The organism is Tessaracoccus zhenghani, assembly GCF_055326325.1.
The window spans coordinates 199108-222080 of the sequence record NZ_JBUZNQ010000002.1; the positions used below are offsets into that span (position 1 = coordinate 199108).

Here is a 22973-nt window from a genome sequence, read left to right on the forward strand (position 1 = left end):
CCTGCGCTGCGGGTAACCTGTGGGACGACCCGACTTCAGGAGGCCGTCATGGATCCCGCCCGCCTCGTGCCCGATGACCAGATCTGGGACGCGATCAAGCGCGAATGCCGCGAGGCCGCGGACAACGAGCCGCTGCTGGCCGGGTTCCTGCACGCCACCATCCTCAGCCAGCCGGACGTCGAGGAGTCGCTGGCCTACATCCTGGCCAGCAAGCTCGACAGCCCCACGCTGCCCGCGCTGGGCCTGCGCGACATCTTCCACGACGTGCTGCACGAGCAGGAGTGCATCCAGGAGGCCATCCGGGCAGACCTGCAGGCCGTCGTGACGCGGGACCCGGCCTGCCCCGGCTACGCCAACCCGCTGCTGTACTTCAAGGGCTTCCAGTCCATCCAGGCCTACCGCGTGGCCCACTTCTACTGGACCCATGACCGCAAGCCCCTGGCGCTGTACCTCCAGAGCCGCATCTCCGAGGCGTTCGCCGTCGACATCCACCCCGGCGCCCGGATCGGCAAATCGATCATGTTCGACCACGCCACGTCGGTCGTCATCGGCGAGACCGCCGTCGTGGAGGACGACTTCTCCATGCTGCACGAGGTGACCCTGGGCGGCTCCGGCAAGGAGGGTGGCGACCGCCACCCCAAGATCGGCCGCGGCGTGATGATCGGCGCCGGCGCGAAGGTGCTGGGCAACATCCGGGTGGGGGAGTGCGCCAAGATCGGTGCCGGATCAGTGGTGCTGAAGGACGTCGAGCCCCACACCACCGTCGCCGGTGTGCCCGCGAAGGTGGTCAATGTGCCGCCGGCGTCGCTCCCGGCGTTCGACATGATCCAGACCCTGGGCAACGGGAACGGCAACGGGAATGGCAATGGGAATGGCAACGGCGACGCAAAGCCGTCGGCCACCGGGGAAGTCTGCGAGTAACACCGGCGAAGTGCTGCGCACGCCCCCACGGACGCGTTAGTTTGGGGCATGCGGATCAATGAAGTCATTCACACCAAGGGCAGCTCGGTCATCACCGCGCGTGCTGACCAGGATGTGCGGCACCTCGTCGACCTCCTGGCCGAACATCGCATCGGCGCCGTGGTCATCACGGACGACGACGACACGGTCACCGGCATCGTCGGCGAGCGCGACATCGTGCAGGGCCTCCGCAGATTCGGTCCGGACCTTCTCGACAGGCCCATCTCCGACGTCATGGATTCCGACGTGCACACCTGCGGCATGGACGACGAACTGGCCGCCGTGGCCACGGACATGACCAGGTTCCGCGCGCGGCACCTGCCGGTCATGGTCGACGGGCACCTCGCCGCGATCGTCTCCATCGGCGACATCGTCAAGAGCAGGATCGACCAACTGCAGACGGAGCAGGAACACCTCGTCAAATACCTGCACGGATGACGCGGGCCCCCGGACAACCGCTGCGCCGCACGGCGCAGGACCTCGTGGCCGAAGCCAACAGCGTCGTGCCACCCGTGGCGATCGACGACGCCCTCCCCCTGCTCGACGACACCTCGGTGCTGTTCGTCGACATCCGCGAGCAGGGCGAACTGGAGAAGCTCGGCGTCATCCCCGGTGCCTACCGGGCGCCGCGCGGGATGCTCGAATTCTGGGTGGATCCGGCGTCGCCCTACTACCGGAAGTCCCTCGACGACGGGCGCAGGCTCGTCCTCTACTGCGGCTCGGCCTGGCGCTCAGCGCTGGCCGCGGCGGCCCTGCACGAGATGGGCCGCACGGACGTGACCCATCTCGACGGCGGGTTCAGCGCATGGTCAGAGGCCGGGCACCCCGTCGAACCGTTCAGGCCCAGGTGATGCGTTCCCCGGCGGCCTCTTCCGCAACCGCCGGGACGTTCGCCGGGTGCACCGCGGCCGTGAGCCGGCTGAGCACCGTGGTGTCGAAACCTTCGCGAGCGGCGTCGAGGGCCGTGGCGCGCACGCAGTAATCCGTGGCGATGCCCACCACGTCCACCCGGGTGACACCCTGCTCGCCGAGCCACTGCGCCAGCCCGACGCCGTCGTCGTGCGCGCCGATCGTGCCCTCGAAGCCGGAGTAGGCGGCGCGGTACGAGCCCTTGTCGAAGACGGCGTCGAAAGGATAGGTGCGCAGCGCCTCGTGGAGCTGCTGCCCCGCCGTCCCGACGACGCAGTGCGGGGGCCAGGAGTCGACGAAGTCCGGCGTGGGCGAGAAGTGCGCGCCGGGGTCGATGTGGTGGTCCCGGGTGGCCACGACGTAGTCGTAGCCGTGTCGCAACGCCAGGAGTTCCGCAACCCCCTCCGCCACCGCGTTGCCGCCCTCGACGCCCAGCGCGCCGCCCTCGCAGAAGTCGACCTGGCAGTCGACGACTATCAATGCACATGCCATCTCGAGACCCCTCCCTGACTGTGGATTCCACTGTAGGGCGGCCCGGGGGCCAGGGATGCGGATTCGCATTGCGGGACCTGCCAAACCCTCCCCCCAGGGTGGGGGCCGGGGTTACTCTGACCCGTATGCAGTCAAATATGGGGGACGACAGTATGCCTCCAGTCATGTTGGCGGCCACCGAGGGTGGACGGAACACGTGGCTGGTCGGCGACGAGCGTGAGGTGATCGCCGTCAATGCCGTGGCTGATCCCGACACGATTCTCGACATGGTCGACGGGCGGCGCGTGGTCGCCGTCGTGTACACCACGGACCCCGCCGGCAGCGACGCGGTGCGCAGGCTGGAGGAGCGCACCGGTGCGCCCGTCTGGGCCACGCCCCACGTCGGCCAGGAGTTCACCGTCGGGGCGGTGACGCTGCAGGCGGTCCGGGCGCCGAACGGTCATGCCGGTGTCTGCTTGTACTCGCCCACGCTGGGCTGCGTCTTCACGGGCGATGCACCCCTGGAGGGAGGCATGGGTCTGCCCGCCGAAACCACCGTCTACCGGGGCTGAATCACACCTCGATCGTCATCGCCAACCGGTGGTCCCCGCCGGCCGGGATGGTGACTGCGCCGTCGCGCACAGTGCCGTACTCGAGGCAGACGAATTCGCGCCATTCCTCGCCCACGTCGGTGTTCGCCGGGCCCGGATTCCACACCACGGTGCGGCTCGCGCCGTGATTGCTGAGCCGGCGGGTACGCCGGACGTCGCTGAGGAACAGGGGCGGGGCCTCGGCATAGACACGATCGGTGTGTTCTCCGAAAGTGAGCGGATCCGCGTCGCGCCCGGGCCGCCACCCGTGCGGGACGTCCTGGAAGTCCACGTCCTCGAGCCCGGTCACCGTGGCCGCCGTGGCGTCGATGCGCAGGTAGGGGTGGAAGGCCTGGTCGACGGAGACCTCGCGGGTGGGGGAGCCGATCGTGAGCGCGACGGTGAGCGCGGCAACGTCGATGGTGATGTCGAGGCGGTAGGTGAGGTCGTCGGGGTAACGCTGGGCGCCCGGCAGGTGGGCGACGTCTGCCGAGGTGAGCGTCAGCACCAGCTTGGCTCCGTCGTCGTTCTGCTCGAGGAGATCCGTCCGCCACGGCACCCGGCTGACGAGCCCGTGGCCGTGGGGCACGTCCCAGTCGCCCTGCCCGGTGCCGAACCACGGCGCGCAGACCGGGATGCCGCCGTGCCACATGGTGCCCGGGACCAGTTGGGCGTCCTTCGACAGGAAGAGCACGTCGTCTCCGCCCCTCGGGCGCCAGGACAGGACGCAGCCACCCAACTCTGCGACACGCGCGGTGCCCCAGGCTCCGCTCAGTTCGTGGATCCTCATGGCGTCGAGCGTAGTAGCCCACCGGGCGAGCGCCCTACGATGGAGCCATGCCGACCATTCGCCCTGCCCATATCCGCGACATCCCGGCTATCACCGACATCTACAACGAGGCCGGAGTGGGTACGACGGCGTCCTATGCGCTCGAGCCCGTGTCGGTCGCCGACCGCCAGAAGTGGTTCGAACGGCTCACCGCCACCGGTTACCCGGTGCTCGTCATGGAGGACCCCGACGGGCTCATCATCGGGTACGCCAGCTACGGCCAGTTCCGCCCACTGGAGGGCTACCGCCACACCGTCGAGCACAGCGTCTACATCCGCTCCGGGCACCGGACGGCGGGGGCCGGGCGCATGTTGATGACGGCACTCATCGACTACGCGCAGGGCCGCGGCGTGCACGTCATGCTGGGCGTCGTGGACGGCTCGAACGAGGATTCGATCTCGTTCCACCGCAGGCTGGGCTTCGAGGTGGCCGGGCGGCTCCCGCAGGTGGGCCGCAAGTTCGGCCGCTGGCTCGACGTGGTGTTCATGACGATGATCTTCGAGAGCAACGAGCCGAGCTGAGCGGAAGCCGCTACGGTGAGCCCGGGCCGACGAGAGGAAAACGCCATGTCGCAGGCTCCGCGCTTCAGTCAGACCCCCTACGGAGCCTCGCCCGACGCGCCCCCTCAGGGCCCGCCGATCGGCTACGGCACCGGGCCGCGGGTCCCCATCGAGTTGGAGGACGCCGGCCTCGGGGAGGCCATGTTCGACATGGCTTTCGAGAAGTACGCGACGCCCAACGCCGCCCGGTTGACCTACGGGTTGGCGGTTGTCCTCGTCGCGCTGGGTGTCGTCGCGTCGATCACGCTCGGGCTCTGGGGACTCAGCCAGGATTCAGCCATCCTCAGCCCGTTGCTGGTGTGGGGGCTCCTCTCCATCCCGGGCGGCCTCCTGCTCCTGCTCGGCCTGCGCGTCGGTCTCGAAACCTCCGTGGCGCTTGTGCGCACGGCCCAGGAACTGCGCCTCGCACGTCTCAGGGGCCTGTCCGGTTCCGCCGACCACAGGTACTAGTGGGTGGGGACGGGCCGCGAGTCCTACCCACTAACATTGCCCCATGGCTTATCACGCGGACGCTCGGGATCTCACTGACAAGGAAGTTCTCACCTGGGAAGGTTTCGGTGACGCCCAGCGCGAGTTGTCGTCCGCCGTGGCCGCATCGCAGTTTCTCCCCGAGATCATCATCGCCGTCGCACGGGGCGGCCTCACCTTGGCCGGTGCCATGAGCTACTCCCTGGGCGTCAAACTTTCGGATGCGATCAACGTCGAGTTCTACACCGATGTGAACGAGACGCTGCCGGATCCCATCCTGCTGGCGCCCATGCTGGACACCGAATCCATCGCGGAGCGCAAGATCCTCGTCGTCGACGACGTGGCTGATTCCGGCCGCACCCTGCAGCTCGTCATCAAGCTGCTGCGCGGCTTCGGCGCCGACGTCCGCTCGGCGGTGTTGTTCTCCAAGCCACGTACGATTGTGGAGCCGGACTACGTCTGGAAGGCCACCGACAAGTGGATCGTGTTCCCCTGGTCGGCTGAGGCGCCTGTCACTGAGGAGCGATGAATGGCTGAGATCCGCAAGTTCGATCCCTCCAGCGGCGAGGGGATCCAGAAGCTGGTGCGCGAAGCGCTGGGCGAGACTGTCCGCCCCGTCGCGCCCGGCCAGCCCCGGGAAACCGAGGAGAAGGAGCAGGAGGCCCCGGACCAGGAGGCCCTCGACGCGGCCCGCGTGCCGGGTCACCTGTTCTTCCCGGATTCAGGCAGCACCGGCGGAGGCGGCGGCTCCTGGTGAAGTTGGGCAGTTGCCCAATGTTGCACCGATTGCCCCACCCGACACCGTGGTTACGGGGAAGCGCAAGATAGGCTTGCGCGCATGAACGCCGCAGCAAGGAAGCATGCGCTGCGCTGCACAGCTACGAGTTAGGAACAACTGTGACTCTTGAGTGGACCGAGAAGGATGCCCGCGCCGTCGATACGGCCCGCATCCTCGCCGTCGACGCCGTCGAGAAGGTCGGCAACGGCCACCCCGGGACGCCAGTGTCCCTCGCCCCTGCTGCCTACCTGCTGTACCAGAAGGTGATGAACAGCGACCCCACGGATCACCTGTGGCTGGGCCGTGACCGCTTCATCCTGTCGGCCGGCCACGCGTCGCTGACCCAGTACACCCAGCTGTACCTGGCCGGCATGGACATGGAACTCGACGACGTCGCCGCACTGCGCACCTGGGGTGCCAAGACGCCAGGTCACCCGGAGTACATGCACACGAAGTTCGTGGAGTGCACCACCGGGCCGCTGGGCGCCGGCATCTCCAACGCCGTCGGCATGGCCATGGCCGCCCGCCGTGAGCGTGGCCTGTTCGACCCGGATGCCCCTGAGGGCGAATCGGTGTTCGACCGCATGATCTACACGATCGCGGGTGACGGCTGCCTCCAGGAGGGTGTCGCGTCGGAGGCCTCGTCGCTGGCCGCCACCCAGAACCTGGGCAACCTCGTCCTGATCTACGACGACAACCGCATCACCATCGAAGGCCAGACGGACATCGCCTTCAGCGAGGACGTCAGCGCCCGCTACGCGGCCTACGGCTGGCACGTGCAGCACGTCGACTGGACCAACGGGGGCACCGAGTACACCGAGGACGTCGAGGCGCTGTACGACGCCATCGAGGCCGCCAAGGCGGTCACGGACAAGCCGTCGTTCATCAAGCTGACCACCGTCATCGGCTGGCCCATGCCCACCAAGCAGGGCATGGCCGCAGTCCATGGATCCAAGATCGGTGGCGAGGAGATCAAGGCGCTCAAGGACGTGCTCGGCTTCGAGCAGGAGCCCTTCGCCGTGGATCTCGACGCTGTCAAGCATGCCCGCGAGAACGCGGCTGCACGCGGCAAGGCCGCCCGCGAGGCGTGGGACGCCAAGTTCGAGGCCTGGAAGCAGGCCAACCCGGAGCGCAACGCGCTGCTGGAGCGGGTCTCGGCACGCAAGCTGCCCGAGGACTTCTCCCTGCCGGTGTTCGAGGAGGGCAAGAAGTCCACCCGCGCCGCCTCCGGTGAGGTGCTCGCCGCGTTGGCAGACCAGCTGCCGGAGCTGTGGGGCGGTTCCGCCGATCTCGCTGGCTCCAACAACACCACCATGAAGGGCGAGCCCTCGTTCCTGCCCAAGGAACGCACCACCAAGGAATGGGCCGGCAACCAGTACGGCCGCACCCTGCACTTCGGCATCCGCGAGCACGCCATGGGTGGCATCGTCAACGGCATCAACCTTTCGGGCCTCACGCGGGCCTACGGGGGCACGTTCCTGGTCTTCTCGGATTACATGCGCCCCGCCGTCAGGCTGGCCGCCATCATGAACCTGCCCTCGGTGTTCGTCTGGACGCACGATTCCGTCGGTGTCGGCGAGGACGGCCCCACCCACCAGCCCATCGAGCACCTCGCCGCGCTGCGGGCCATCCCGAAGCTCGACGTCGTGCGCCCGGCAGACGCGAACGAGACGTCCGTCGCCTGGGGTGAGCTGCTGCGTCGCACGGACCGTCCGGCCGGCCTCATCCTGTCGCGTCAGGACCTGCGCACCGTCGCCCGCGGGGACAAGTACGCCTCGGCCGAGGGAGTGGCCAACGGTGCCTACGTGCTGAGCGAGGCCTCCGCAGAGCCGAAGCTGATCCTCATCGCCACCGGCTCCGAGGTCGCCGTGGCGCTCGATGCGCAGGACCTCCTCGAGGCCGACGGCGTGCCCACCCGGGTCGTGTCGATGCCGTGCCAGGAATGGTTCGAGGAGCAGTCCGACGAGTACAAGGAATCGGTGCTGCCCGCGTCGGTCACCGCACGCGTGAGCGTCGAGGCCGGCATCGAGATGGGCTGGGGCAAGTACGTCGGCGCCAAGGGCGCCTCGGTGAGCATCGAGCATTACGGCGCCTCGGCGTCGGGTGCCAAGTGCTTCGAGGAGTTCGGCTTCACCGCCGAGAACGTGGCCGCCACCGCCAAGGGCATCCTCTGACGCCCAGCCCACTCTGACCCGCACCCCCGGCAGGGGTACGCGGCAGCCCCGTCCACGGAAGTGGGCGGGGCTGCTGCATTTCCGGTCGCGTCGTGGGCCTCGCCGGATCCACGGTTGCGGCTGGAGGTCGCAAGTATCCTTGGCCCATGAGCCTCAAGGACGTGCTTGGCAAGATCGTCGGCGACAAGCCGGTGGTACTCGAACTGGACATGGCGCGGGGGGTGCTGGTCGCGAAGCCGACCAATCCGCTGCAGGCCATCCAACTGATCAACAGCCCCACCATCTCCGCCCTACGTGAACACCTCCACTCCGCGGCAGACGATGACCGCGTGCTGGGGCTGATCGTGCACGCCAACCCGACGCAACTCCAGCTCGCGAACCTCGAGGAGGTCGCGGGGCTGATCGAGAAGTTCGGGGAGAAGAAGAAGACGATGGCCTGGGCCGAGTCCTTCGGCGAGCTGGTGCAGGGCCTGGGCGGCTACCGCCTGGCCGCGGCCGCGCAGAAGGTCTGGGTGCAGCCCACCGGGATGCTCTCGATCGAGGGCGTGGAGTTGTCGATCACCCTGCTCAAGGGCCTCCTGAACAAGGTGGGCGTCGAGCCGCAGTTCGGCCAGCGCCACGAGTACAAGAGCGCCGCGAACACCTTCGCCGCGGACACGGTCACCGAACCGCACCGCGAGATGATGCAGCGCATCGGCCAGTCCATCGTCGACAGGGTGGTCGACGACGTCGCCCGGCTCCGTGGGCTCACCGCCGACACAGTGTGGGAGGCAGTGAACTCCTCGCCCGTCGAGCCACAGCGGGCCCTCACCCTCGGTCTCATCGACCACGTCGGGTACCGCGACGAGGCCTACGCCCACACCCTCAAGGAATGGGGTGCCGAGCCTGAGAACCTGCTGTTCGCGCACCGCTACACGTCGCGCGCCGCCCTGATGAAGAAGCTGCGCCCCAAGCAGCCGAAGGTCGCCGTCGTCAGCCTCCGCGGCTCCATCGTCACCGGCCGCGGCGTTCGCTCTCCGATGGGCGGCGAACAGGCCGGGGCAGACGTCGTCGACGAGCACTTCCGGGCCGCGCTGCGAGACGACGAGGTGAAGGCCGTCGTCTTCGCGGTGGACTCGCCAGGTGGCTCAGCCGTCGCCTCAGACTTCATCCGGCGCTCTGTCCTGCGCCTGCGGGAGGCCGACAAGCCGGTCGTCGCCCACATGGGCGCGTATGCGGCCTCGGGCGGCTACTACGTGTCGATGCCCTGCAACGAGATCGTGGCGCAGTCGTCCACCTTGACGGGTTCCATCGGCGTGCTCGCCGGCAAGATGGTGACCGAGAGGCTCTACGACAAGCTCGGCCTGGTGCGCGAGACCATCCCGGTCGGGGCTGCGGCCGGCACGTTCTCCAGCGCGCACGAGTTCTCGCAGGAGGACTGGGAGCGGCTCGACCGCTGGCTGGACCGCATCTACCTGGACTTCACCACCTTCGCGGCGGCAGACCGCGGCATGGCCTACGACGACCTCGAGCGCCTCGCCCGGGGCCGCGTCTGGACGGGCGCCGACGCGAAGGAGCGTGGCCTGGTGGACCATCTCGGTGGGCAGCGGCTGGCCGTCGAACGTGCCTGTGACCTCGCCGGCCTCGATCCGGAGGCCGTGAAGATCAGCCACGTGGGGGACTCCGGGCTCTTCGACCTCATCAAACCGGCCACCTCCTCGGAGGCGGTTGCAGGGGGAGCGACCCTCGCCGGGCCCGAGCAGATGCTGGTCTCCTTGGCCGGCAGCCTCGGCATCCGTAGTCAGGGCGCACTGAGCATGCCCTGGAACCTGCGGATCTCGTGACGTTGTTTGGGAGCGGTTGACCTTTAAACGTACGATGGACCCGCTTGTACCGCCGCGGTACACGAGGGGTGGACGTGAGTAGAGCCAGCAAGATTGTCATCGGTTGCATCATCGGGGTACTGATCCTCGTGGGCGGCGCCTATGTGGCCGCCTATTTCGTGGCGGGCAACCAGGTACCGGCGCAGGCCGCCGTCGACGGCGTGCCCATCGGGGGGATGTCACCCGAGCAGGCCCGGGCGAAGCTCGAGACCGAGATCGCGCCCAAGCTCACTGAACCGGTCACCCTCAGCGCGGGCAGCGTGTCGACGGAGATCGTCCCCTCGGAGGCCGGGCTGGGCTTCGACTACGAGGCCACCGTCCAAGCGGCGGGGGGCGGCCACAGCTGGAACCCGGCGGACATCTACGAGACCCTCACCGGCGGCCGTGAGGTCGCCGTGCAGCGCACCGTGGACGAGGCCGCGCTCCGCTCGGCGATCGAGGCCAAGGCGCCTGAGTTCGCCGTCGAGGGCGTCGACGCCACCGTCGCATTCGACGGGGGCAAGATCGTGCGCACTCCTGCCACGGACGCGCAGGCCATGGACGTCGACGCCACCGTGGAGACCGCCCGTGCCGCGTTCGAAGAGGGCAAGGGCAACGTGGCGGTCACCCTCGTCAACACCCCGGCGAAGGTCACCGACGCCATGGTCGACGACGTGGTGAAGAACTTCGCGGAGCCGCTCATCAGCGGACCGGTCATCCTCACCCACGGCGGCGTGCAGATGGAGATCGCCCCGGGCTCGCTGGCGGAGGCCGCCACGCTCGAGGTGCAGGACGACAAGATCGTGGGCACCCTCGACACGGCCACATTGTTCGAACAGACCGCTGAGGCGCGGCGAGCGTTGAAGCTCACCGAGGCCAAGGACGCCAGCTTCACGTTCGAGGGGGGCAAGGTCGTCGTCGTGCCCGCAGTCACCGGCAAGGAGCTCACGGAGGAGGCCTTTGCAGCCGCCGTCGAGAAGGCCGCCACGGCCACCGGCGAGGCCCGCACGGTGCCCGTCGAGGTGGAGACTGTGGAGCCCGAGTACCCGACGGCGAAGGCCACCGCACTCGGGGCGTTCACCGTGATCGGCGAATTCACCACCAACTACCCGCACGCGGACTACCGCAACAACAACCTGGGACAGGCCGCCAAGAGCGTCAACGGCACCGTCCTGATGCCGGGCGAGACCTTCTCGCTCAACGACACCCTGGGCGAGCGGACGACCGCCAACGGCTACGTGGACGGCTACGTGATCAACAAGGGCCGCCTCGTGAAGGAATCCGGCGGGGGCATCTCGCAGGCAGCCACCACCCTCTTCAACGCCAGCTTCTTCGCCGGTTTCAAGGACGTCGAGCACAAACCGCACAGCCTCTACTTCGACCGCTACCCGGCCGGCCGTGAGGCCACGGTCTACTACGGCTCCCTGGACATGCGTTTCCAGAACAACACCGAGTACCCGGCGATCATCCAGGGCTACATCAACCCCTCCTCGTCGTCGAAGCGCGGCTCGATCACCTTCAAGATCTGGTCCAAGCCCACCTGGGACAAGGTCACCTCCACGGAGCTGACGAAGTCCGGCTTCTACACCGGCAAGGAACGCACCGTCACGGGTGACCCGGCCTGTGAGCCGCAGGCGCCCATCCAGGGCTTCACCGTGAACTGGGAACGCCTCTTCCACAAGGACGGCAAGGTTGTCAAGAGGGAGCCCTACAGCTGGAAGTACAGCGCGGGCGATCGCATCATCTGCGAGCCCTGACGGGTGGGCCCTCCTGCCAGGTAGCGCTAAGCTGGGGCACGCCCGCTTGTGAGGAGAAACTGTGACGTACATCATCGGATTGCCGTGTGTTGATGTGAAGGATCGCGCCTGCGTTGAAGAGTGCCCCGTCGACTGCATCTACGAGGGCAACCGGATGCTCTACATCCACCCGGAAGAGTGTGTCGACTGCGGCGCCTGCGAGCCGGTGTGCCCCGTCGAGGCCATCTACTACGAAGACGACGTGCCGGAAGAGCAGGCGGAGTTCTACGACGTCAACGTCCAGTTCTTCGACGAGATCGGCTCACCCGGTGGCGCCGCCAAGCTCGGCACCATCGACAAGGACCACCCGGTAGTTGAGGCGCTGCCGCCGCAGGCCAACTGATGGGCCTGGGGGCCCGGCTGCCGGATTTCCCCTGGGACACGCTGGCTGACGCGAAGCGCGTCGCCAGCGCCCACCCGGGCGGCCTGGTCGACCTGTCGGTCGGCACGCCCGTCGACCCCACCCCGCAGCTTGCCATCGATGCGTTGACCGCGGCCGGTGACGCGCACGGCTACCCGACGGTGTGGGGCGCGGCGGAGACCCGCTCGTCCATCCGGGCCTACCTGCAGCGGCGCTGGGCCTCCGTCCCACTCGTCGACGAGGGCATCCTGCCCGTCGTCGGCACCAAGGAACTCGTCGCCTGGCTGCCCCTCCTCCTGGGGCTGGGGCCGTCAGACGCCGTCGTTTTCCCCGAATGCGCCTATCCGACGTACGAAGTGGGTGCGCTGGTAGCGAACGCCCAAACGGTGCCGCTGGACGATCCTGAGGCCGTCCCGGCCAACGCGCGGGTGATCTGGATCAATTCCCCGGCCAACCCGACGGGCCGCATCCTGTCGCTCGAGGAGCTCCGGGCCTTCGTCGCCGCGGCCCGCAGGGTGGGCGCCGTGCTCGCCAGCGACGAGTGCTACGGCGAGTTCGCCTGGGACGCCGAGGCCATCTCGGTGCTCGACCCGCGGGTCAACGACGGTGACCTCGGCGGTCTCCTGGCCGTGCACTCCGTCTCCAAGCGGTCCAACGCCGCCGGCTACCGCGGCGGTTTCCTCGCGGGCGATCCCGCCGTCGTCCAGCCGTTGATCGGCGTGCGCAAGCACCTCGGCATGATGGTGCCGGCGCCCATCCAGGCCGCGATGGCCGCGATGTTGGGGGATCAGGGCCACGTCGAGGCGCAGCGTCAGCGGTACCTGGCGCGGAGGGCTGTGTTGAAGCCCGCCCTCGAGGCGGCCGGCTTCCGCATCGACCACTCCGAGGGCTCGCTGTACCTGTGGGCCACGCGCGGCGAGAACTGCCGCGTCACCATCGACTGGTTGGCGGAGCGCGGCATCCTCGCCGCCCCCGGAGACTTCTACGGCACCGCCGCGGCCAAGCACGTCCGCGTCGCGCTGACAGCCACGGATGAGCGGATCAACGCTGCCGCAGGGCGTCTGAGCGCCTGAGCGAAGAGCCCTGCCCGGCGTGATCTCCGTGGCGGGTTGACAGACTCTCAGACCGGCGCGTAGCGTTGCCAGCGACGTCGATAGGAGGTGCCGCAATGTTGAACACAACCGTGCTGGCAGCGTTCGTCGCGCTCCTCGGCCGTCCGCGCGCTGCTGCCGCCTGAGCCACCACTGCGCCCTCTGACGCTCTGCGTCCACCCCTCCTTTCGGATCGTTTTTTGCGTCGCCCTGACGCGTCAAGGAACTCCCATGCTCTCGCCCCATCGCGGCCGTTTCGACTTCCCTCCGCCCATTTCCGCCAGCGACGCGCCCGACACCCGCTCGCCCAGCCGGTTCCTCTTCTGGCTCATCCGCTCCTTCGGCTGGGTCGTTCCCGCCATGACATTGGCGGCCTCGTCCTGGATGGTGCCGGGCGCGCTCACCCCCTGGCTGTTGGGACGGGCCATCGACGCCGGCGTCCTGCGTCAGGACCTGCCAGCGACGGTCGGCTGGGTGGCGCTGCTGCTGGGCGTCATCGCCTTCGGCGTCGTGGGCGGCATCCTGTTCCACACCTACGCGGTACGCATGTGGCTGCTCGGGATCTACGGCACGCAGCGCCGCGTCTCGCGGAAGGCCGTGCGGCTGGGGCACGTCCTCAACCGCCGCGTGCCGACGGGCGAGGTGCTGAGCGTCGCCTCGTCGGACAGCAACCAGTTCGGTGCCACCGTCGAAGCCTTCGGCGGCGCGCTGGCCGCGCTCATCAGCTTCCTCGTGGCCACCGCGCTCATGCTCACCACGTCGGTTCCGCTGGGCCTGCTCGTCCTCGTGGCCACGCCGCTGCTGCTGGCGGCCTCCACCCCGGTGCTGCGTCCGCTGACCGCCGCGCAGGCTGCTGAGCGGACCGAGAACTCCACGCTGACCTCCATGGCCACGGACATCGCCACCGGGCTGCGGATCCTGCGCGGGATCGGCGGCGAGAAGACGTTCGCGGACAACTACGCGCGCCAGTCGCAGAAGGTCCGTGGGCTCGGCGTGCGGCTCGGCACCTGGCAGGCGGTCGTCGAGGCCATCAGCGTGCTCCTGTCCGGCCTGCTGCTCGTGGTGCTGGTCTACCTCGGCTCCCGTCAACTCCTCGAGGGCACGCTCAGCGTCGGCCAGTTGATCAGCTTCTTCGGCTACGCCGTCTTCCTGATGACCCCCATGCAGATGGCCTTCGACTTCGCCCAGAAGTGGGTGCAGGGCCTGGTCAGCGCGCAGAAGACCGGCGCGCTGCTGGGCACCGACGTGCCCTGGCGCGACGGGGACAGCCGCCTCGGCAGCAACCCTGTCCTCCACGACGAGGCCTCGGGCGTCACGGTCGAACCCGGCCGGATGCTGGGCATCGTGTCCGCAGATCCGGACGACTCCGCCGCGCTGGCCGACCGCCTGGGCCGTTACCTCCCTGACGAGGTCAAGGAGGAGGACGACGACGAGGGACTCTCCGGCCGTGCGCTGCGCCGCGCCCGCAGGGAGAGGTTCGAGGCCCGGCGCCGTCAGGCCGCCGTCGACGCCACCGTCGCCCAGCAAACCTGGGGTGTGACGGCCGACGGCGTCGACTACCGCGACCTCAACGTGGCCGACCTGCGCCGCCGGATCGTCGTGTCCCACACCGGGGCCGGCCTCTTCGCGGGCACGCTGCAGACCGCTGTCGACCCGTGGGGCACGCATTCCAGGGAGGCCGCGGATGCGGCGCTGGTGGCGGCCTCGGCCGAGGACATCTTCGAGTCGTTGCCCGGCGGATGGCAGGGGCGCATCGACGAGAAGGGCCGCGGCCTGTCGGGCGGGCAGCGACAGCGACTCGTCCTGGCGCGGGCGCTGCTCCTGGACCCGGACGTCCTGGTGCTGGTGGAGCCCACGTCGGCCGTCGACGCCCACACCGAAGCCCGCATCGCCGAGCGGTTGGCGGAGCTGCGGCGTGGCCGCACCACCGTCGTGGTGACCGCCTCGCCGCTGATGCTGCGCCACGCCGACGAAATCGCCGTCCTGGTCGACGGGCGCGAAGTCGCCCGCGGCAGCCACGACGACCTGCATGACAACACCCACTACCGCCGCATCATCGCGCGCGGCATGGAGGACAACCATGAGTGAACTACTTCCGGGATCAGCCCGTACCTGGCGCGCTGAGGCGCCGGCGCCGCGCGTCGCACCGGAGATGCATCCGCCACGGGGCGTCGGGCCGCGGCGTCGGCTGGAGGCGCTGGTCGCCCGGCACCACGCCCGCACCGCGACCGCGAAGGCGGTGTACCTCGATTCGCGCGCCCCGGCGCACGGCTTCCCGGTGGCCTCCTCGAAGGTCGCCTTCGGCTTCATCGGCGACCTCATGAGGAACCGCCGGGCGCTCCTCGGCTGGGCGATCGCAGGCAACCTGGCTGCGGCGGGGGCGGGGCTCATCGCCCCGTACCTGCTCGGCGTCCTGATGGACCGCGTCACGGGCGGCTGGCTTGGCCTCGAGGGACTCACCATGCTGGTGATGATCGTGGCCGGCGTGGTGGTGCTGCAGTCGCTGTTCACCTTCGCGGCGCGTCGCGTGTCCGCGGTGCTCGGCTACGACCTGCTCGCCGCCGCCCGCGAAGAGGTGGTGCGGATCGTGCTGCGCCTGCCGTTGAGCCACGTCGAGTCGTCCGGCTCGGGGGACCTGCTCACCCGCATCACCTCCGACGTCGCGAAGATGGGAGTCGCGGCGCGCTGGGCCATCCCCACCCTCATCGTGTCGGTGGTGCTCATCGGCGCCACCCTGATCGCGATGCTGCTGAACTCGTGGCTGCTCACCCTGCCCATGATCGTGACGGCCCTGATCATGTGGTTCGGTGGGCGCTACTACCTCGCGCGGGCGCCAGCGGGCTACATCGCTGAATCCCGGTCGTACTCGGTCATCAACACCACGACGACCGAGACGGTGGAGAGCGCGCGCACGGTCGAGGCCCTCGGCCTGGGCGACCTGCGGGTGGGCCAGCTCGATGAGGACACCGAGGCGTCGGCCCAGGTGGAGCGCTACACGATGACGCTGCGCAACATCCTCTTCGGGATGGTGGACGTCTCGTTCCAGCTGCCGCTGGTGGGTATCGTGCTGCTCGGCACCTGGGGTTACACGTCGGGCTGGGTGACGATCGGCCAGATCACCACCGCCGCCCTGTACGTGTCGCAGTTGCAGGGGCCGCTCGACCGCGTCATCGCGGTGCTGGACCACCTGCAGCTCGGGCTGGTCTCCACCGCCAGGCTGATCGGTGTCGCGCAAGTGGACGACGACCGCACCCCGGGCCACGCGGTGCCCGACGGCGTCAAGCTGACCGGCTCCGAACTGCGCTTCGGGTACCGGCCGGACGTCGACGTGCTGCACGGCGTCGACGTCGACCTGGTGCCGGGGGAGCGGCTGGCCGTGGTGGGGCCCTCGGGCTCCGGCAAGTCGACGCTGGCCCGGCTCGTGGCCGGCGTCAACCGGCCGCGCGAGGGTGAGGTCACCGTCGGTGGTGTCGACGTGATGGACCTGCCGCTGGACCGCCTCCGCACGGAGGTGGCGCTGGTGACGCAGGAGCACCACGTGTTCGTGGGGTCGGTGCGCGACAACATCGTGCTGGCTCGCGAGACCACGGCCTCGGACGCCGAGGTGGAGGAGGCGCTGCGGGCGGTCGATGCCTGGGGCTGGGTGTCGCGGCTGCCGGGAGGCATCAACGCGCAACTCGGTCACGGCAAGAACAACCTGACGCCCGCCCAGGCGCAGCAGGTTGCGCTCGCGCGGCTGATCGTCGCGGACCCGCACACGCTGGTGCTCGACGAGGCGACCTCGCTGATCGACCCGTCGTCGGCCCGCCACCTGGAGGACTCGATGTCGGCGCTGCTCGACGGCCGCGCGGTGATCGCGATCGCCCACCGGCTGCACACGGCGCACGACGCGGACCGCATCGCGGTGGTGGACAACGGGCGCATCGTGGAACTCGGCTCGCACGACGAACTGATGGGCCTCGACGGCCAGTACGCCCACCTGTGGCGGACCTGGCGCAGCTGAGGGGTCACCCGGCGAGGGTGACCACCACGGTGAGCTCGGGGCCGGGAGTCTGCAGGGTTTCCCACTGCCGGCTCGCGGCCCGCCATTGCCGGTCTCCCAGCGCCACGCCGGTGACGGCGGCGTCGTAGGAGTTGGCCACAGCATGCTGGGCAGCGGCCCACGCGGTGGTCCCGTCCGTGGCGGTGATGCTCAGGCCGTCGTCGGTCTCCTCGACGGTGAGCGCAGACCCGAAGGCCTCCAACACCCTGTCGAGACCCTCGCGCGCGGGGCTGGGGTCCGGCTCGAAGCTGATGCATCCCAGCGATGCCGGCACGGAGCCGCGCAGCGCCCCCACGACGGCCTGCGAGTTCTCGACGTGCTTGCGGTACGCGTCGGGATGGCCGCTGCGCTGCACCTTCTGGGCGATGTCGTTGACGTCGGTGGTGTCCCAGTTGGTGAACTTCACCAGCTCCTCGTAGAAGCGGGCCGACGAGTACCACGGGTCCATGATCTGCTCCTCCGTGCCCCACCCGAAGGAGGGGCGCTGCTGGAACAGGCCGAGGGAGTCCCGGTCGCCGTAATCGAGGTTGCGCAAACCGGATTCCTGGTAGGCGGTGGCGATGGCGATCACGGCGGCCTGCTCAGGAAGGTCGCGCTCCACGGAGGCCGCCACGATGATCGAGGCGTTGCGTGCCTGGGCAGGGGACAAGGTGAGCGAGCCGTCGGTCACCTGCACGTGGCAGACCTCCGGGGTGATGCGCTTCTGGAGGTAGCGGAAGCCCATCCACCCGGCCAGGGCGAGGCCACCGACCACGAGGATCGTGACGAGCGCCACGATCAGTGGTCGCCTCATCAGTCGTTGGCGTGGAGGGCCGAGTTCAGCTCGACCTTCTGGCCGCGGCGGTGGCGGGCGATCACCTTGCCCTGCACCGAGTCGCGGAGGAACAGCAGGTCGTTCTGGCCGCTGAGTTCGCGGGCCTTCACCACGGCGCCGTCTTCGAGCGTGACCTTGGTGCCGGCGGTGATGTACAGGCCGGCCTCCACCACGCAGTCGTCACCCAGGGAGATGCCCACACCGGAGTTCGCGCCCAGCAGGCACCGCTCGCCGAGCCGGATGACCTCCTGGCCACCGCCCGAGAGGGTGCCCATGATCGACGCGCCGCCACCGACGTCGGTGCCGTCGGCCACCACGACGCCGGAAGAGATGCGTCCTTCGACCATGGAGGTGCCGAGCGTGCCGGCGTTGAAGTTCACGAAGCCCTCGTGCATCACGGTGGTGCCCTCAGCGAGGTGGGCGCCGAGGCGGACGCGGTCTGCGTCTGCGATCCGCACGCCGTTGGGGACGATGTAGTCCACCATGCGGGGGAACTTGTCGATGCCGTAGACCGTCAGCTGCTCACCGCGGGCCCGCAGCAGGACCCGCACGCGGGCGACGTCGCCCACGCGCACGGGGCCCATCGTCGTCCAGGCGTTGTTGGGCAGCACGCCGAAGATGCCGTTCAGGTTGACCTGGTGCGGCTGCACGAGGCGGGCGCTCAGGAGGTGGAGGCGCAGGTAGGCATCCTCCACCGTCTCCGGCGCCTCGTCCAGATTGATGCTGGTGCGCACCACCTTGGTCTCCACCTGACGGATCTCGTCAACGAACTGGGCATCAGCCAGCAACGAGTTGGGCTCGTCGGTGTGGTCCGAGCCGAGCTTGGGCTCCGGGTACCAGGCGTCGAGGACGGCGCCGGTGGTGTGGACGCTGGCCAGGCCCCAGGCCCAGGCGGTGCGGGTCTCATTGGTCATGCGCGCCAGTCTATCGGCGTGCCGGAGCGACCGGTGTCGGTCGCCGTGCGGTCAACCCGCGTTGCGGTCGATCCAACCCAACTGTTCGCTCAGGCGACCTGACCCCTCCAGCGCGATGTCCGCCCAGTGCTTCTCGGGCAACTGGTCCCAGCGGGCCAGGGGCACGGAGATGGAGAGGGCTGCGACGGCGGCGCCCGCCGCGTCGCGGATGACGGCGGCGGCACAGGCCACCCCCGGGCCCGATTCCTCCCGCTCGATCGCGTAGCCGCGCAGCCGTGACTTGGCCAGCGCCTTCTTGAGCTGGCCCAGGTCTGTGATCGAGTGTTCTGACAGGGCCGGGAGGTGACCGGTGGGGTAGAGGCGGTCCACCTCCGCCGGTTCGAGTTCCGACAGCAGGGCCTTGCCCAGCCCCGTGCAGCTGGCGGGGGCGCGTTTGCCGACGCTGGAGATCAGCGAGAGGGACTCGCTGCCCTCCACCTTCGCCAGGTAGAACACTTCCGCGCCCTCCCGGATGGCCACCGAGCAGGTGTGGCCCGTGGCCTGCCCGACGTCGCGGGCCACCTCCGTGGCCGCGCCCAGCAGATCGAAGCGCGCCGCGTAGGCGTTGCCGAGTTGGACGGTGCGGACCCCCAGTTCGAAGTTACCGATCTCGTCGCGCGTGAGGTAACCGCGGTGGGTCAGCGTGGTGAGCAGTTCATGCACCGTGGTGCGCGGGAGGCCGGTGGCCTCGGCGATCTGGGCGGCGTTCCAGCGCGCTCCGCGCTCGACGAACAACTCCATGATGTCGAGCGCGCGCATCAGCGCGGGGGTCAATCGGGCCATGTCTCACCGTCTCAGGTCTTCCGAAATCGATTCTTGCATATGTCTTGACACGACGTCAGACGTATTCGATACTTAGTAAATCTTAACGAAATCTCGAACAGGATTTCGACATCTCGAACACGAAGACGTGTGAGGAGGAAGCCTAGTGACCACGAAAGTCGCCATCATCGGTTCCGGAAACATCGGTACCGACCTGATGATGAAGATCCTGAAGCCGCAGCAGACCGCGCTGGAGATCGTCGCCATGGTCGGCATCGATCCCGAGTCCGACGGCCTGAAGCGCGCCGAACGGCTGGGCGTGAAGCCCATCGCCACCGGTGTCGACGGTCTGGTCGCCGACGAGGTGTTCGCCGACGTCGAGATCGTGTTCGACGCCACGTCGGCCAAGGCGCACCTTTACGACGAGAAGGTGCTCCGGACCGCCAAACCCGAGATCCGCCTCGTCGACCTGACCCCTGCAGCGATCGGTCCGTTCTGCGTGCCGGTGGCCAACCTCGACACCATCACCACAGACATGAACGTCAACATGGTCACCTGCGGCGGCCAGGCCACCGCGCCGATCGTGCACGCGATCTCCTCGACCGGTGCCACCGTCGAGTACGCCGAGATCGTCGCGTCGATCAGCTCGAAGTCGGCCGGACCCGGCACCCGCGCCAACATCGACGAGTTCACGGAGACCACCGCCCACGCGCTGGAGAAGATCGGCGGCGCCAAGAAGGGCAGGGCCATCATCATCCTGAACCCCGCCGAGCCCCCCGTCCTGATGCGCGACACCGTGTTCGTCCTCACCTCCGACGGCGACCGCGACCTGATCCGCGCCGCGGTCAACGCCCGCATCGGCGAGGTCGCCGAGTACGTGCCGGGCTACCGCCTCAAGCAGGACGTGCAGTTCGAGGAGATCCCCGAGGACCAGAGCGTCACCATCCCGGGCGTCGGCCGCTTCCACGGCCTCAAGGTGTCCGTGTTCCTCGAGGTGGAGGGTGTTGGCGACTACCTCCCCGCCTACTCCGGCAACCTCGACATCATGACCGCCGCGGCGCTGCGCACCGGCGTCGAGATCGCCGCCCACCTGAACGACAAGGCTGAGGAGGCCGTCGCATGAGCACCCCCGAAGGCAAGCTCTTCATCTCCGACGTGACACTGCGCGACGGCTCGCACGCCGTGCGCCACACGTTCACGCCTGAGCAGGTGGCCTCCGTCGCCGCCGCTCTCGACGAGGCCGGCGTCGACTCCATCGAGGTCGCCCACGGCGACGGCATGGGCGGCTCCACCGTCAACTACGGCTTCGCCACGCACTCCGACCTGGAGAAGATCGAGGCGGCCGCCGCCGTGGTCAAGCGCGCCAAGATCGCCATCCTGCTGCTGCCCGGCGTCGGCGTCATCCCGAACCTCCGCGAGGCCTACGACGCAGGGGCGCGCTACGTCCGCGTCGCCACCCACTGCACCGAGGCCGACACCTCCGCCCAGCACATCGCCACGGCCCGCGAGATCGGCTTCAACACCGCCGGCTTCCTGATGATGAGCCACATGGCCGATGAGGACAAGCTCGTCGAGCAGGCCCTCCTCATGGAGAGCTACGGCGCGCAGTGCGTCTACGTCACGGACTCCGCGGGCGCCATGGTGCCCGAGCAGTACGCCGCCAAGATCAAGGCCGTGCGCGCAGCCCTCAAGCCCGAGACCGAGGTGGGCGTGCACGCCCACGAGAACCTGTCGGTCTCCGTCGCGAACTCCGTGGCCGCCGTGCAGAACGGCGCCTACCGCGTCGACGCCAGCCTCGCCGGTCTCGGCGCCGCTGCCGGCAACACACCCCTCGAGGCCTTCATCGCGGTCGCCGACCGCATGGGCTGGGAGACGGGCTGCGACGTGTTCAAGCTCGCCGACGCCGCCGACGACCTGGTGCGCCCCCTCATGCACCAGCCGGTCCGCGTCGACCGCGACACTCTCTCCATCGGTTACGCCGGGGTGTACGGCAGCTTCCTCCTGCACGCCCGTCGGGCCTCGGAGCGCTACGGCATCCCCACGCCGCAGATCCTCATGGAACTCGGTCGCCGCAACATGGTCGGCGGCCAGGAGGACATGATCGTCGACGTCGCCCTGGACCTCGCCAAGTCGCGCGCGGCCAGCTGAAACTCACCACCCCCCAATGACCCGCCTGCTTCAAGGAGGAAGCACATCATGAGCAAACTGGCACAAGGCGATATCGTCAAGCCCATCAATGAGAACAACGAAGACTCATTCGACGTCGAGAACATCGACAGGGGAACGCGGATCAAGGCCCTCATGGGCTCCGCGGTCGGATCCACCGTGGAGTGGTACGACTTCTTCCTCTACGGCACCATGGCCTCGGTCGTGTTCGGCCCCCTGTTCTTCCCCTCGGAGGACCAACTCACCTCGACGCTGCTCTCACTGGCCTCGTTCGCGCTGGCCTTCCTGGTGCGCCCCATCGGCGGCGTCATCTTCAGCCACATCGGCGACCGCATCGGCCGCAAGAAGACGCTCGTCTTCACGCTCTCCCTCATGGGCGTCTCGACGGCCCTGATGGGCCTGCTGCCCACCCACGCCGCCATCGGCGCCTGGGCAGGCGTCCTGCTCACGCTGCTGCGCCTCGTGCAGGGCCTTGCGCTGGGCGGCGAATGGGGCGGCGGCGTGCTGCTGGCGGTCGAATACTCCCCGCGCAAGAAGCGCGGCTTCTACGGCGCGGTCCCTCAGACCGGCGCGCTCCTCGGCCTCGCCCTGGGCAACCTGACCCTCTGGTTCCTCGACTGGCTCCTGCCCGAGGACGCCTTCCTCAGCTGGGGCTGGCGCATCCCGTTCCTCCTGTCGGCACTGCTGGTCATGTTCGGCCTCTGGATCCGCGCCAAGGTCGACGAGACCCCCGCGTTCCGCAAGATCAAGTCTGAGCGCAAAGAGGTCAAGGTCCCGATCGTCGAGATCTTCAAGACCCAGTGGCCCTCGGTGCTCAAGGCCATCGGCGCCAAGTTCATCGAGACCTCCACGTTCTTCATCTTCGCGACGTACTCCGTCAGCTACGCGGTGGGCCTGGGCTTCACCCGTGGTCAGGCCCTCGGCGCCGTGCTCTTCGCCGCCGTCGTGGCGGTGCCCTGCATGCTCGCCCTCGGTGCGCTGTCGGACCGGGTCGGCCGCAAGCCGATGTACTTGATCGGCACGGCGCTGGCTGTGGCGTACATCTTCCCCTACTTCTGGATGATCAACCAGAAGTCGGTCCTCCTCCTCACGCTGGCCACCGTCGTCGGCTTCGGCGCCATCTGGTCCATCTACGGAGCCCTCATGGGCACCTTCCTGGCAGAGTCGTTCACCGCCGATGTCCGCTACACCGGCATCTCGCTCGGCTACCAGGTGGGCGCCGCCATCGTCGGCGGCCCGGCCCCGCTGATCGCCACGGCTCTCGTCGGCACGACCAACAACTGGTGGCTCGTGGGTGTCTTCGTGGCCGCATGCGCCGCGATCTCGTTCGTCGCCGTCCTGATGACGCGTGACCGCTCCGGTCAGGTCCTCGACAGCCACTGATCCATCCCTCAGCACACACGGGGCC

23 protein-coding genes are annotated in these 22973 nt (G+C 68.8%); 18 read left to right on the top strand and 5 right to left on the bottom strand.

The window, feature by feature from the left end:
* Positions 1–48: 48 nt before the first annotated feature.
* The 3 genes from cysE to ACZK4S_RS04730 are packed head-to-tail and all read left to right on the top strand — an operon-like array spanning position 49 to position 1811.
* The gene (gene cysE, locus ACZK4S_RS04720; protein ID WP_463643522.1) at positions 49–921 is read left to right on the top strand and encodes a serine O-acetyltransferase; all 873 of its coding nucleotides are present in this window, start codon (positions 49–51) and stop codon (positions 919–921) included.
* 48 nt (positions 922–969) lie between these two features.
* The gene (locus ACZK4S_RS04725) at positions 970–1398 is read left to right on the top strand and encodes a CBS domain-containing protein (RefSeq protein ID WP_463643523.1); all 429 of its coding nucleotides are present in this window, start codon (positions 970–972) and stop codon (positions 1396–1398) included.
* Complete coding sequence (locus ACZK4S_RS04730; protein WP_459397165.1) at positions 1395–1811, top strand: rhodanese-like domain-containing protein; 417 nt, start codon at positions 1395–1397, stop codon at positions 1809–1811. The genes ACZK4S_RS04725 and ACZK4S_RS04730 overlap by 4 nt, the downstream gene beginning before the upstream one ends.
* Here ACZK4S_RS04730 and ACZK4S_RS04735 read toward each other — a convergent pair.
* Positions 1798–2361 carry an isochorismatase family protein gene (locus ACZK4S_RS04735; RefSeq protein WP_463643524.1) on the bottom strand — a complete coding sequence of 188 codons (564 nt, stop codon included), beginning with the start codon at positions 2359–2361 and terminating at the stop codon, positions 1798–1800. The genes ACZK4S_RS04730 and ACZK4S_RS04735 overlap by 14 nt on opposite strands.
* A gap of 164 nt (positions 2362–2525) precedes the next feature.
* Here ACZK4S_RS04735 and ACZK4S_RS04740 point away from each other — a divergent pair, with 164 nt between their 5' ends.
* On the top strand, positions 2526–2912 hold the full coding sequence (locus ACZK4S_RS04740; RefSeq protein WP_182766024.1) for an MBL fold metallo-hydrolase: 387 nt from the start codon (positions 2526–2528) through the stop codon (positions 2910–2912).
* Between the two features lies 1 nt (position 2913).
* Here ACZK4S_RS04740 and ACZK4S_RS04745 read toward each other — a convergent pair whose 3' ends face one another.
* Positions 2914–3720 (bottom strand): aldose epimerase family protein, encoded by an 807-nt coding sequence (locus ACZK4S_RS04745; RefSeq protein ID WP_076059755.1) that lies wholly within the window; start codon positions 3718–3720, stop codon positions 2914–2916.
* Positions 3721–3767: 47 nt separating this feature from the next.
* Here ACZK4S_RS04745 and ACZK4S_RS04750 point away from each other — a divergent pair, with 47 nt between their 5' ends.
* From ACZK4S_RS04750 to ACZK4S_RS04800, 11 genes are all read left to right on the top strand, one after another.
* The gene (locus ACZK4S_RS04750) at positions 3768–4280 is read left to right on the top strand and encodes a GNAT family N-acetyltransferase (RefSeq protein WP_463643525.1); all 513 of its coding nucleotides are present in this window, start codon (positions 3768–3770) and stop codon (positions 4278–4280) included.
* 45 nt (positions 4281–4325) lie between these two features.
* A complete protein-coding gene (locus tag ACZK4S_RS04755) occupies positions 4326–4769 on the top strand; it encodes a DUF4282 domain-containing protein (protein ID WP_463643526.1) in 444 nt (147 codons plus the stop codon).
* 43 nt (positions 4770–4812) lie between these two features.
* A complete protein-coding gene (locus ACZK4S_RS04760) occupies positions 4813–5316 on the top strand; it encodes a phosphoribosyltransferase (RefSeq protein ID WP_463643527.1) in 504 nt (167 codons plus the stop codon).
* Positions 5317–5544: a hypothetical protein gene (locus ACZK4S_RS04765; protein ID WP_076059748.1), complete on the top strand. Its 228-nt coding sequence runs from the start codon at positions 5317–5319 to the stop codon at positions 5542–5544. It abuts the gene before it with no gap.
* A gap of 140 nt (positions 5545–5684) precedes the next feature.
* The gene (tkt, locus tag ACZK4S_RS04770) at positions 5685–7739 is read left to right on the top strand and encodes a transketolase (protein ID WP_076059745.1); all 2055 of its coding nucleotides are present in this window, start codon (positions 5685–5687) and stop codon (positions 7737–7739) included.
* 146 nt (positions 7740–7885) lie between these two features.
* A complete protein-coding gene (gene sppA, locus ACZK4S_RS04775; RefSeq protein WP_463643528.1) occupies positions 7886–9562 on the top strand; it encodes a signal peptide peptidase SppA in 1677 nt (558 codons plus the stop codon).
* Between the two features lie 74 nt (positions 9563–9636).
* Positions 9637–11337 carry a VanW family protein gene (locus ACZK4S_RS04780; protein WP_463643529.1) on the top strand — a complete coding sequence of 567 codons (1701 nt, stop codon included), beginning with the start codon at positions 9637–9639 and terminating at the stop codon, positions 11335–11337.
* A gap of 61 nt (positions 11338–11398) precedes the next feature.
* Positions 11399–11719, top strand: coding sequence for a ferredoxin (gene fdxA / locus ACZK4S_RS04785; RefSeq protein ID WP_076059738.1), 321 nt, complete (start codon positions 11399–11401; stop codon positions 11717–11719).
* The gene (dapC, locus tag ACZK4S_RS04790) at positions 11719–12810 is read left to right on the top strand and encodes a succinyldiaminopimelate transaminase (RefSeq protein ID WP_076059735.1); all 1092 of its coding nucleotides are present in this window, start codon (positions 11719–11721) and stop codon (positions 12808–12810) included. Before fdxA ends, dapC begins: the two co-directional genes overlap by 1 nt.
* Positions 12811–13059: 249 nt before the next feature.
* Positions 13060–14916, top strand: a complete 1857-nt coding sequence (locus tag ACZK4S_RS04795; protein WP_076059732.1) for an ABC transporter transmembrane domain-containing protein — start codon at positions 13060–13062, stop codon at positions 14914–14916.
* The gene (locus ACZK4S_RS04800) at positions 14909–16831 is read left to right on the top strand and encodes an ABC transporter ATP-binding protein (protein WP_463643530.1); all 1923 of its coding nucleotides are present in this window, start codon (positions 14909–14911) and stop codon (positions 16829–16831) included. The genes ACZK4S_RS04795 and ACZK4S_RS04800 overlap by 8 nt, the downstream gene beginning before the upstream one ends.
* Positions 16832–16835: 4 nt before the next feature.
* On the opposite strand, the gene ACZK4S_RS04805 is transcribed toward ACZK4S_RS04800, so the two are convergent.
* From ACZK4S_RS04805 to ACZK4S_RS04815, 3 genes are read right to left on the bottom strand one after another with little or no spacing between them, the layout of a single operon-like run.
* Positions 16836–17663: a hypothetical protein gene (locus ACZK4S_RS04805; protein WP_463643531.1), complete on the bottom strand. Its 828-nt coding sequence runs from the start codon at positions 17661–17663 to the stop codon at positions 16836–16838.
* Complete coding sequence (dapD, locus tag ACZK4S_RS04810) at positions 17663–18598, bottom strand: 2,3,4,5-tetrahydropyridine-2,6-dicarboxylate N-succinyltransferase (protein ID WP_463643532.1); 936 nt, start codon at positions 18596–18598, stop codon at positions 17663–17665. Before dapD ends, ACZK4S_RS04805 begins: the two co-directional genes overlap by 1 nt.
* Positions 18599–18649: 51 nt before the next feature.
* On the bottom strand, positions 18650–19420 hold the full coding sequence (locus ACZK4S_RS04815) for an IclR family transcriptional regulator (protein ID WP_076059722.1): 771 nt from the start codon (positions 19418–19420) through the stop codon (positions 18650–18652).
* Positions 19421–19565: 145 nt separating this feature from the next.
* Here ACZK4S_RS04815 and ACZK4S_RS04820 point away from each other — a divergent pair, with 145 nt between their 5' ends.
* Genes ACZK4S_RS04820 through ACZK4S_RS04830 form a run of 3 tightly spaced genes read left to right on the top strand, consistent with a single transcriptional unit; the run spans position 19566 to position 22948 of the window.
* Positions 19566–20522 carry an acetaldehyde dehydrogenase (acetylating) gene (locus ACZK4S_RS04820; protein WP_463643533.1) on the top strand — a complete coding sequence of 319 codons (957 nt, stop codon included), beginning with the start codon at positions 19566–19568 and terminating at the stop codon, positions 20520–20522.
* A complete protein-coding gene (gene dmpG / locus ACZK4S_RS04825; protein ID WP_076059718.1) occupies positions 20519–21547 on the top strand; it encodes a 4-hydroxy-2-oxovalerate aldolase in 1029 nt (342 codons plus the stop codon). The genes ACZK4S_RS04820 and dmpG overlap by 4 nt, the downstream gene beginning before the upstream one ends.
* 48 nt (positions 21548–21595) lie before the next feature.
* Positions 21596–22948 (top strand): MFS transporter, encoded by a 1353-nt coding sequence (locus ACZK4S_RS04830; protein ID WP_083665392.1) that lies wholly within the window; start codon positions 21596–21598, stop codon positions 22946–22948.
* Positions 22949–22973: the final 25 nt, after the last annotated feature.

Bases quoted from the DNA above. Each gene is read 5' to 3' on its own strand.
- cysE (WP_463643522.1), top strand. From the start codon at position 49: ATGGATCCCGCCCGCCTCGTGCCCGATGACCAGATCTGGGACGCGATC.
- ACZK4S_RS04725 (WP_463643523.1), top strand. From the start codon at position 970: ATGCGGATCAATGAAGTCATTCACACCAAGGGCAGCTCGGTCATCACC.
- ACZK4S_RS04730 (WP_459397165.1), top strand. From the start codon at position 1,395: ATGACGCGGGCCCCCGGACAACCGCTGCGCCGCACGGCGCAGGACCTC.
- ACZK4S_RS04735 (WP_463643524.1), bottom strand. From the start codon at position 2,361: ATGGCATGTGCATTGATAGTCGTCGACTGCCAGGTCGACTTCTGCGAG.
- ACZK4S_RS04740 (WP_182766024.1), top strand. From the start codon at position 2,526: ATGTTGGCGGCCACCGAGGGTGGACGGAACACGTGGCTGGTCGGCGAC.
- ACZK4S_RS04745 (WP_076059755.1), bottom strand. From the start codon at position 3,720: ATGAGGATCCACGAACTGAGCGGAGCCTGGGGCACCGCGCGTGTCGCA.
- ACZK4S_RS04750 (WP_463643525.1), top strand. From the start codon at position 3,768: ATGCCGACCATTCGCCCTGCCCATATCCGCGACATCCCGGCTATCACC.
- ACZK4S_RS04755 (WP_463643526.1), top strand. From the start codon at position 4,326: ATGTCGCAGGCTCCGCGCTTCAGTCAGACCCCCTACGGAGCCTCGCCC.
- ACZK4S_RS04760 (WP_463643527.1), top strand. From the start codon at position 4,813: ATGGCTTATCACGCGGACGCTCGGGATCTCACTGACAAGGAAGTTCTC.
- ACZK4S_RS04765 (WP_076059748.1), top strand. From the start codon at position 5,317: ATGGCTGAGATCCGCAAGTTCGATCCCTCCAGCGGCGAGGGGATCCAG.
- sppA (WP_463643528.1), top strand. From the start codon at position 7,886: ATGAGCCTCAAGGACGTGCTTGGCAAGATCGTCGGCGACAAGCCGGTG.
- dapC (WP_076059735.1), top strand. From the start codon at position 11,719: ATGGGCCTGGGGGCCCGGCTGCCGGATTTCCCCTGGGACACGCTGGCT.
- ACZK4S_RS04795 (WP_076059732.1), top strand. From the start codon at position 13,060: ATGCTCTCGCCCCATCGCGGCCGTTTCGACTTCCCTCCGCCCATTTCC.
- ACZK4S_RS04800 (WP_463643530.1), top strand. From the start codon at position 14,909: ATGAGTGAACTACTTCCGGGATCAGCCCGTACCTGGCGCGCTGAGGCG.
- ACZK4S_RS04805 (WP_463643531.1), bottom strand. From the start codon at position 17,663: ATGAGGCGACCACTGATCGTGGCGCTCGTCACGATCCTCGTGGTCGGT.
- dapD (WP_463643532.1), bottom strand. From the start codon at position 18,598: ATGACCAATGAGACCCGCACCGCCTGGGCCTGGGGCCTGGCCAGCGTC.
- ACZK4S_RS04815 (WP_076059722.1), bottom strand. From the start codon at position 19,420: ATGGCCCGATTGACCCCCGCGCTGATGCGCGCGCTCGACATCATGGAG.
- dmpG (WP_076059718.1), top strand. From the start codon at position 20,519: ATGAGCACCCCCGAAGGCAAGCTCTTCATCTCCGACGTGACACTGCGC.
- ACZK4S_RS04830 (WP_083665392.1), top strand. From the start codon at position 21,596: ATGAGCAAACTGGCACAAGGCGATATCGTCAAGCCCATCAATGAGAAC.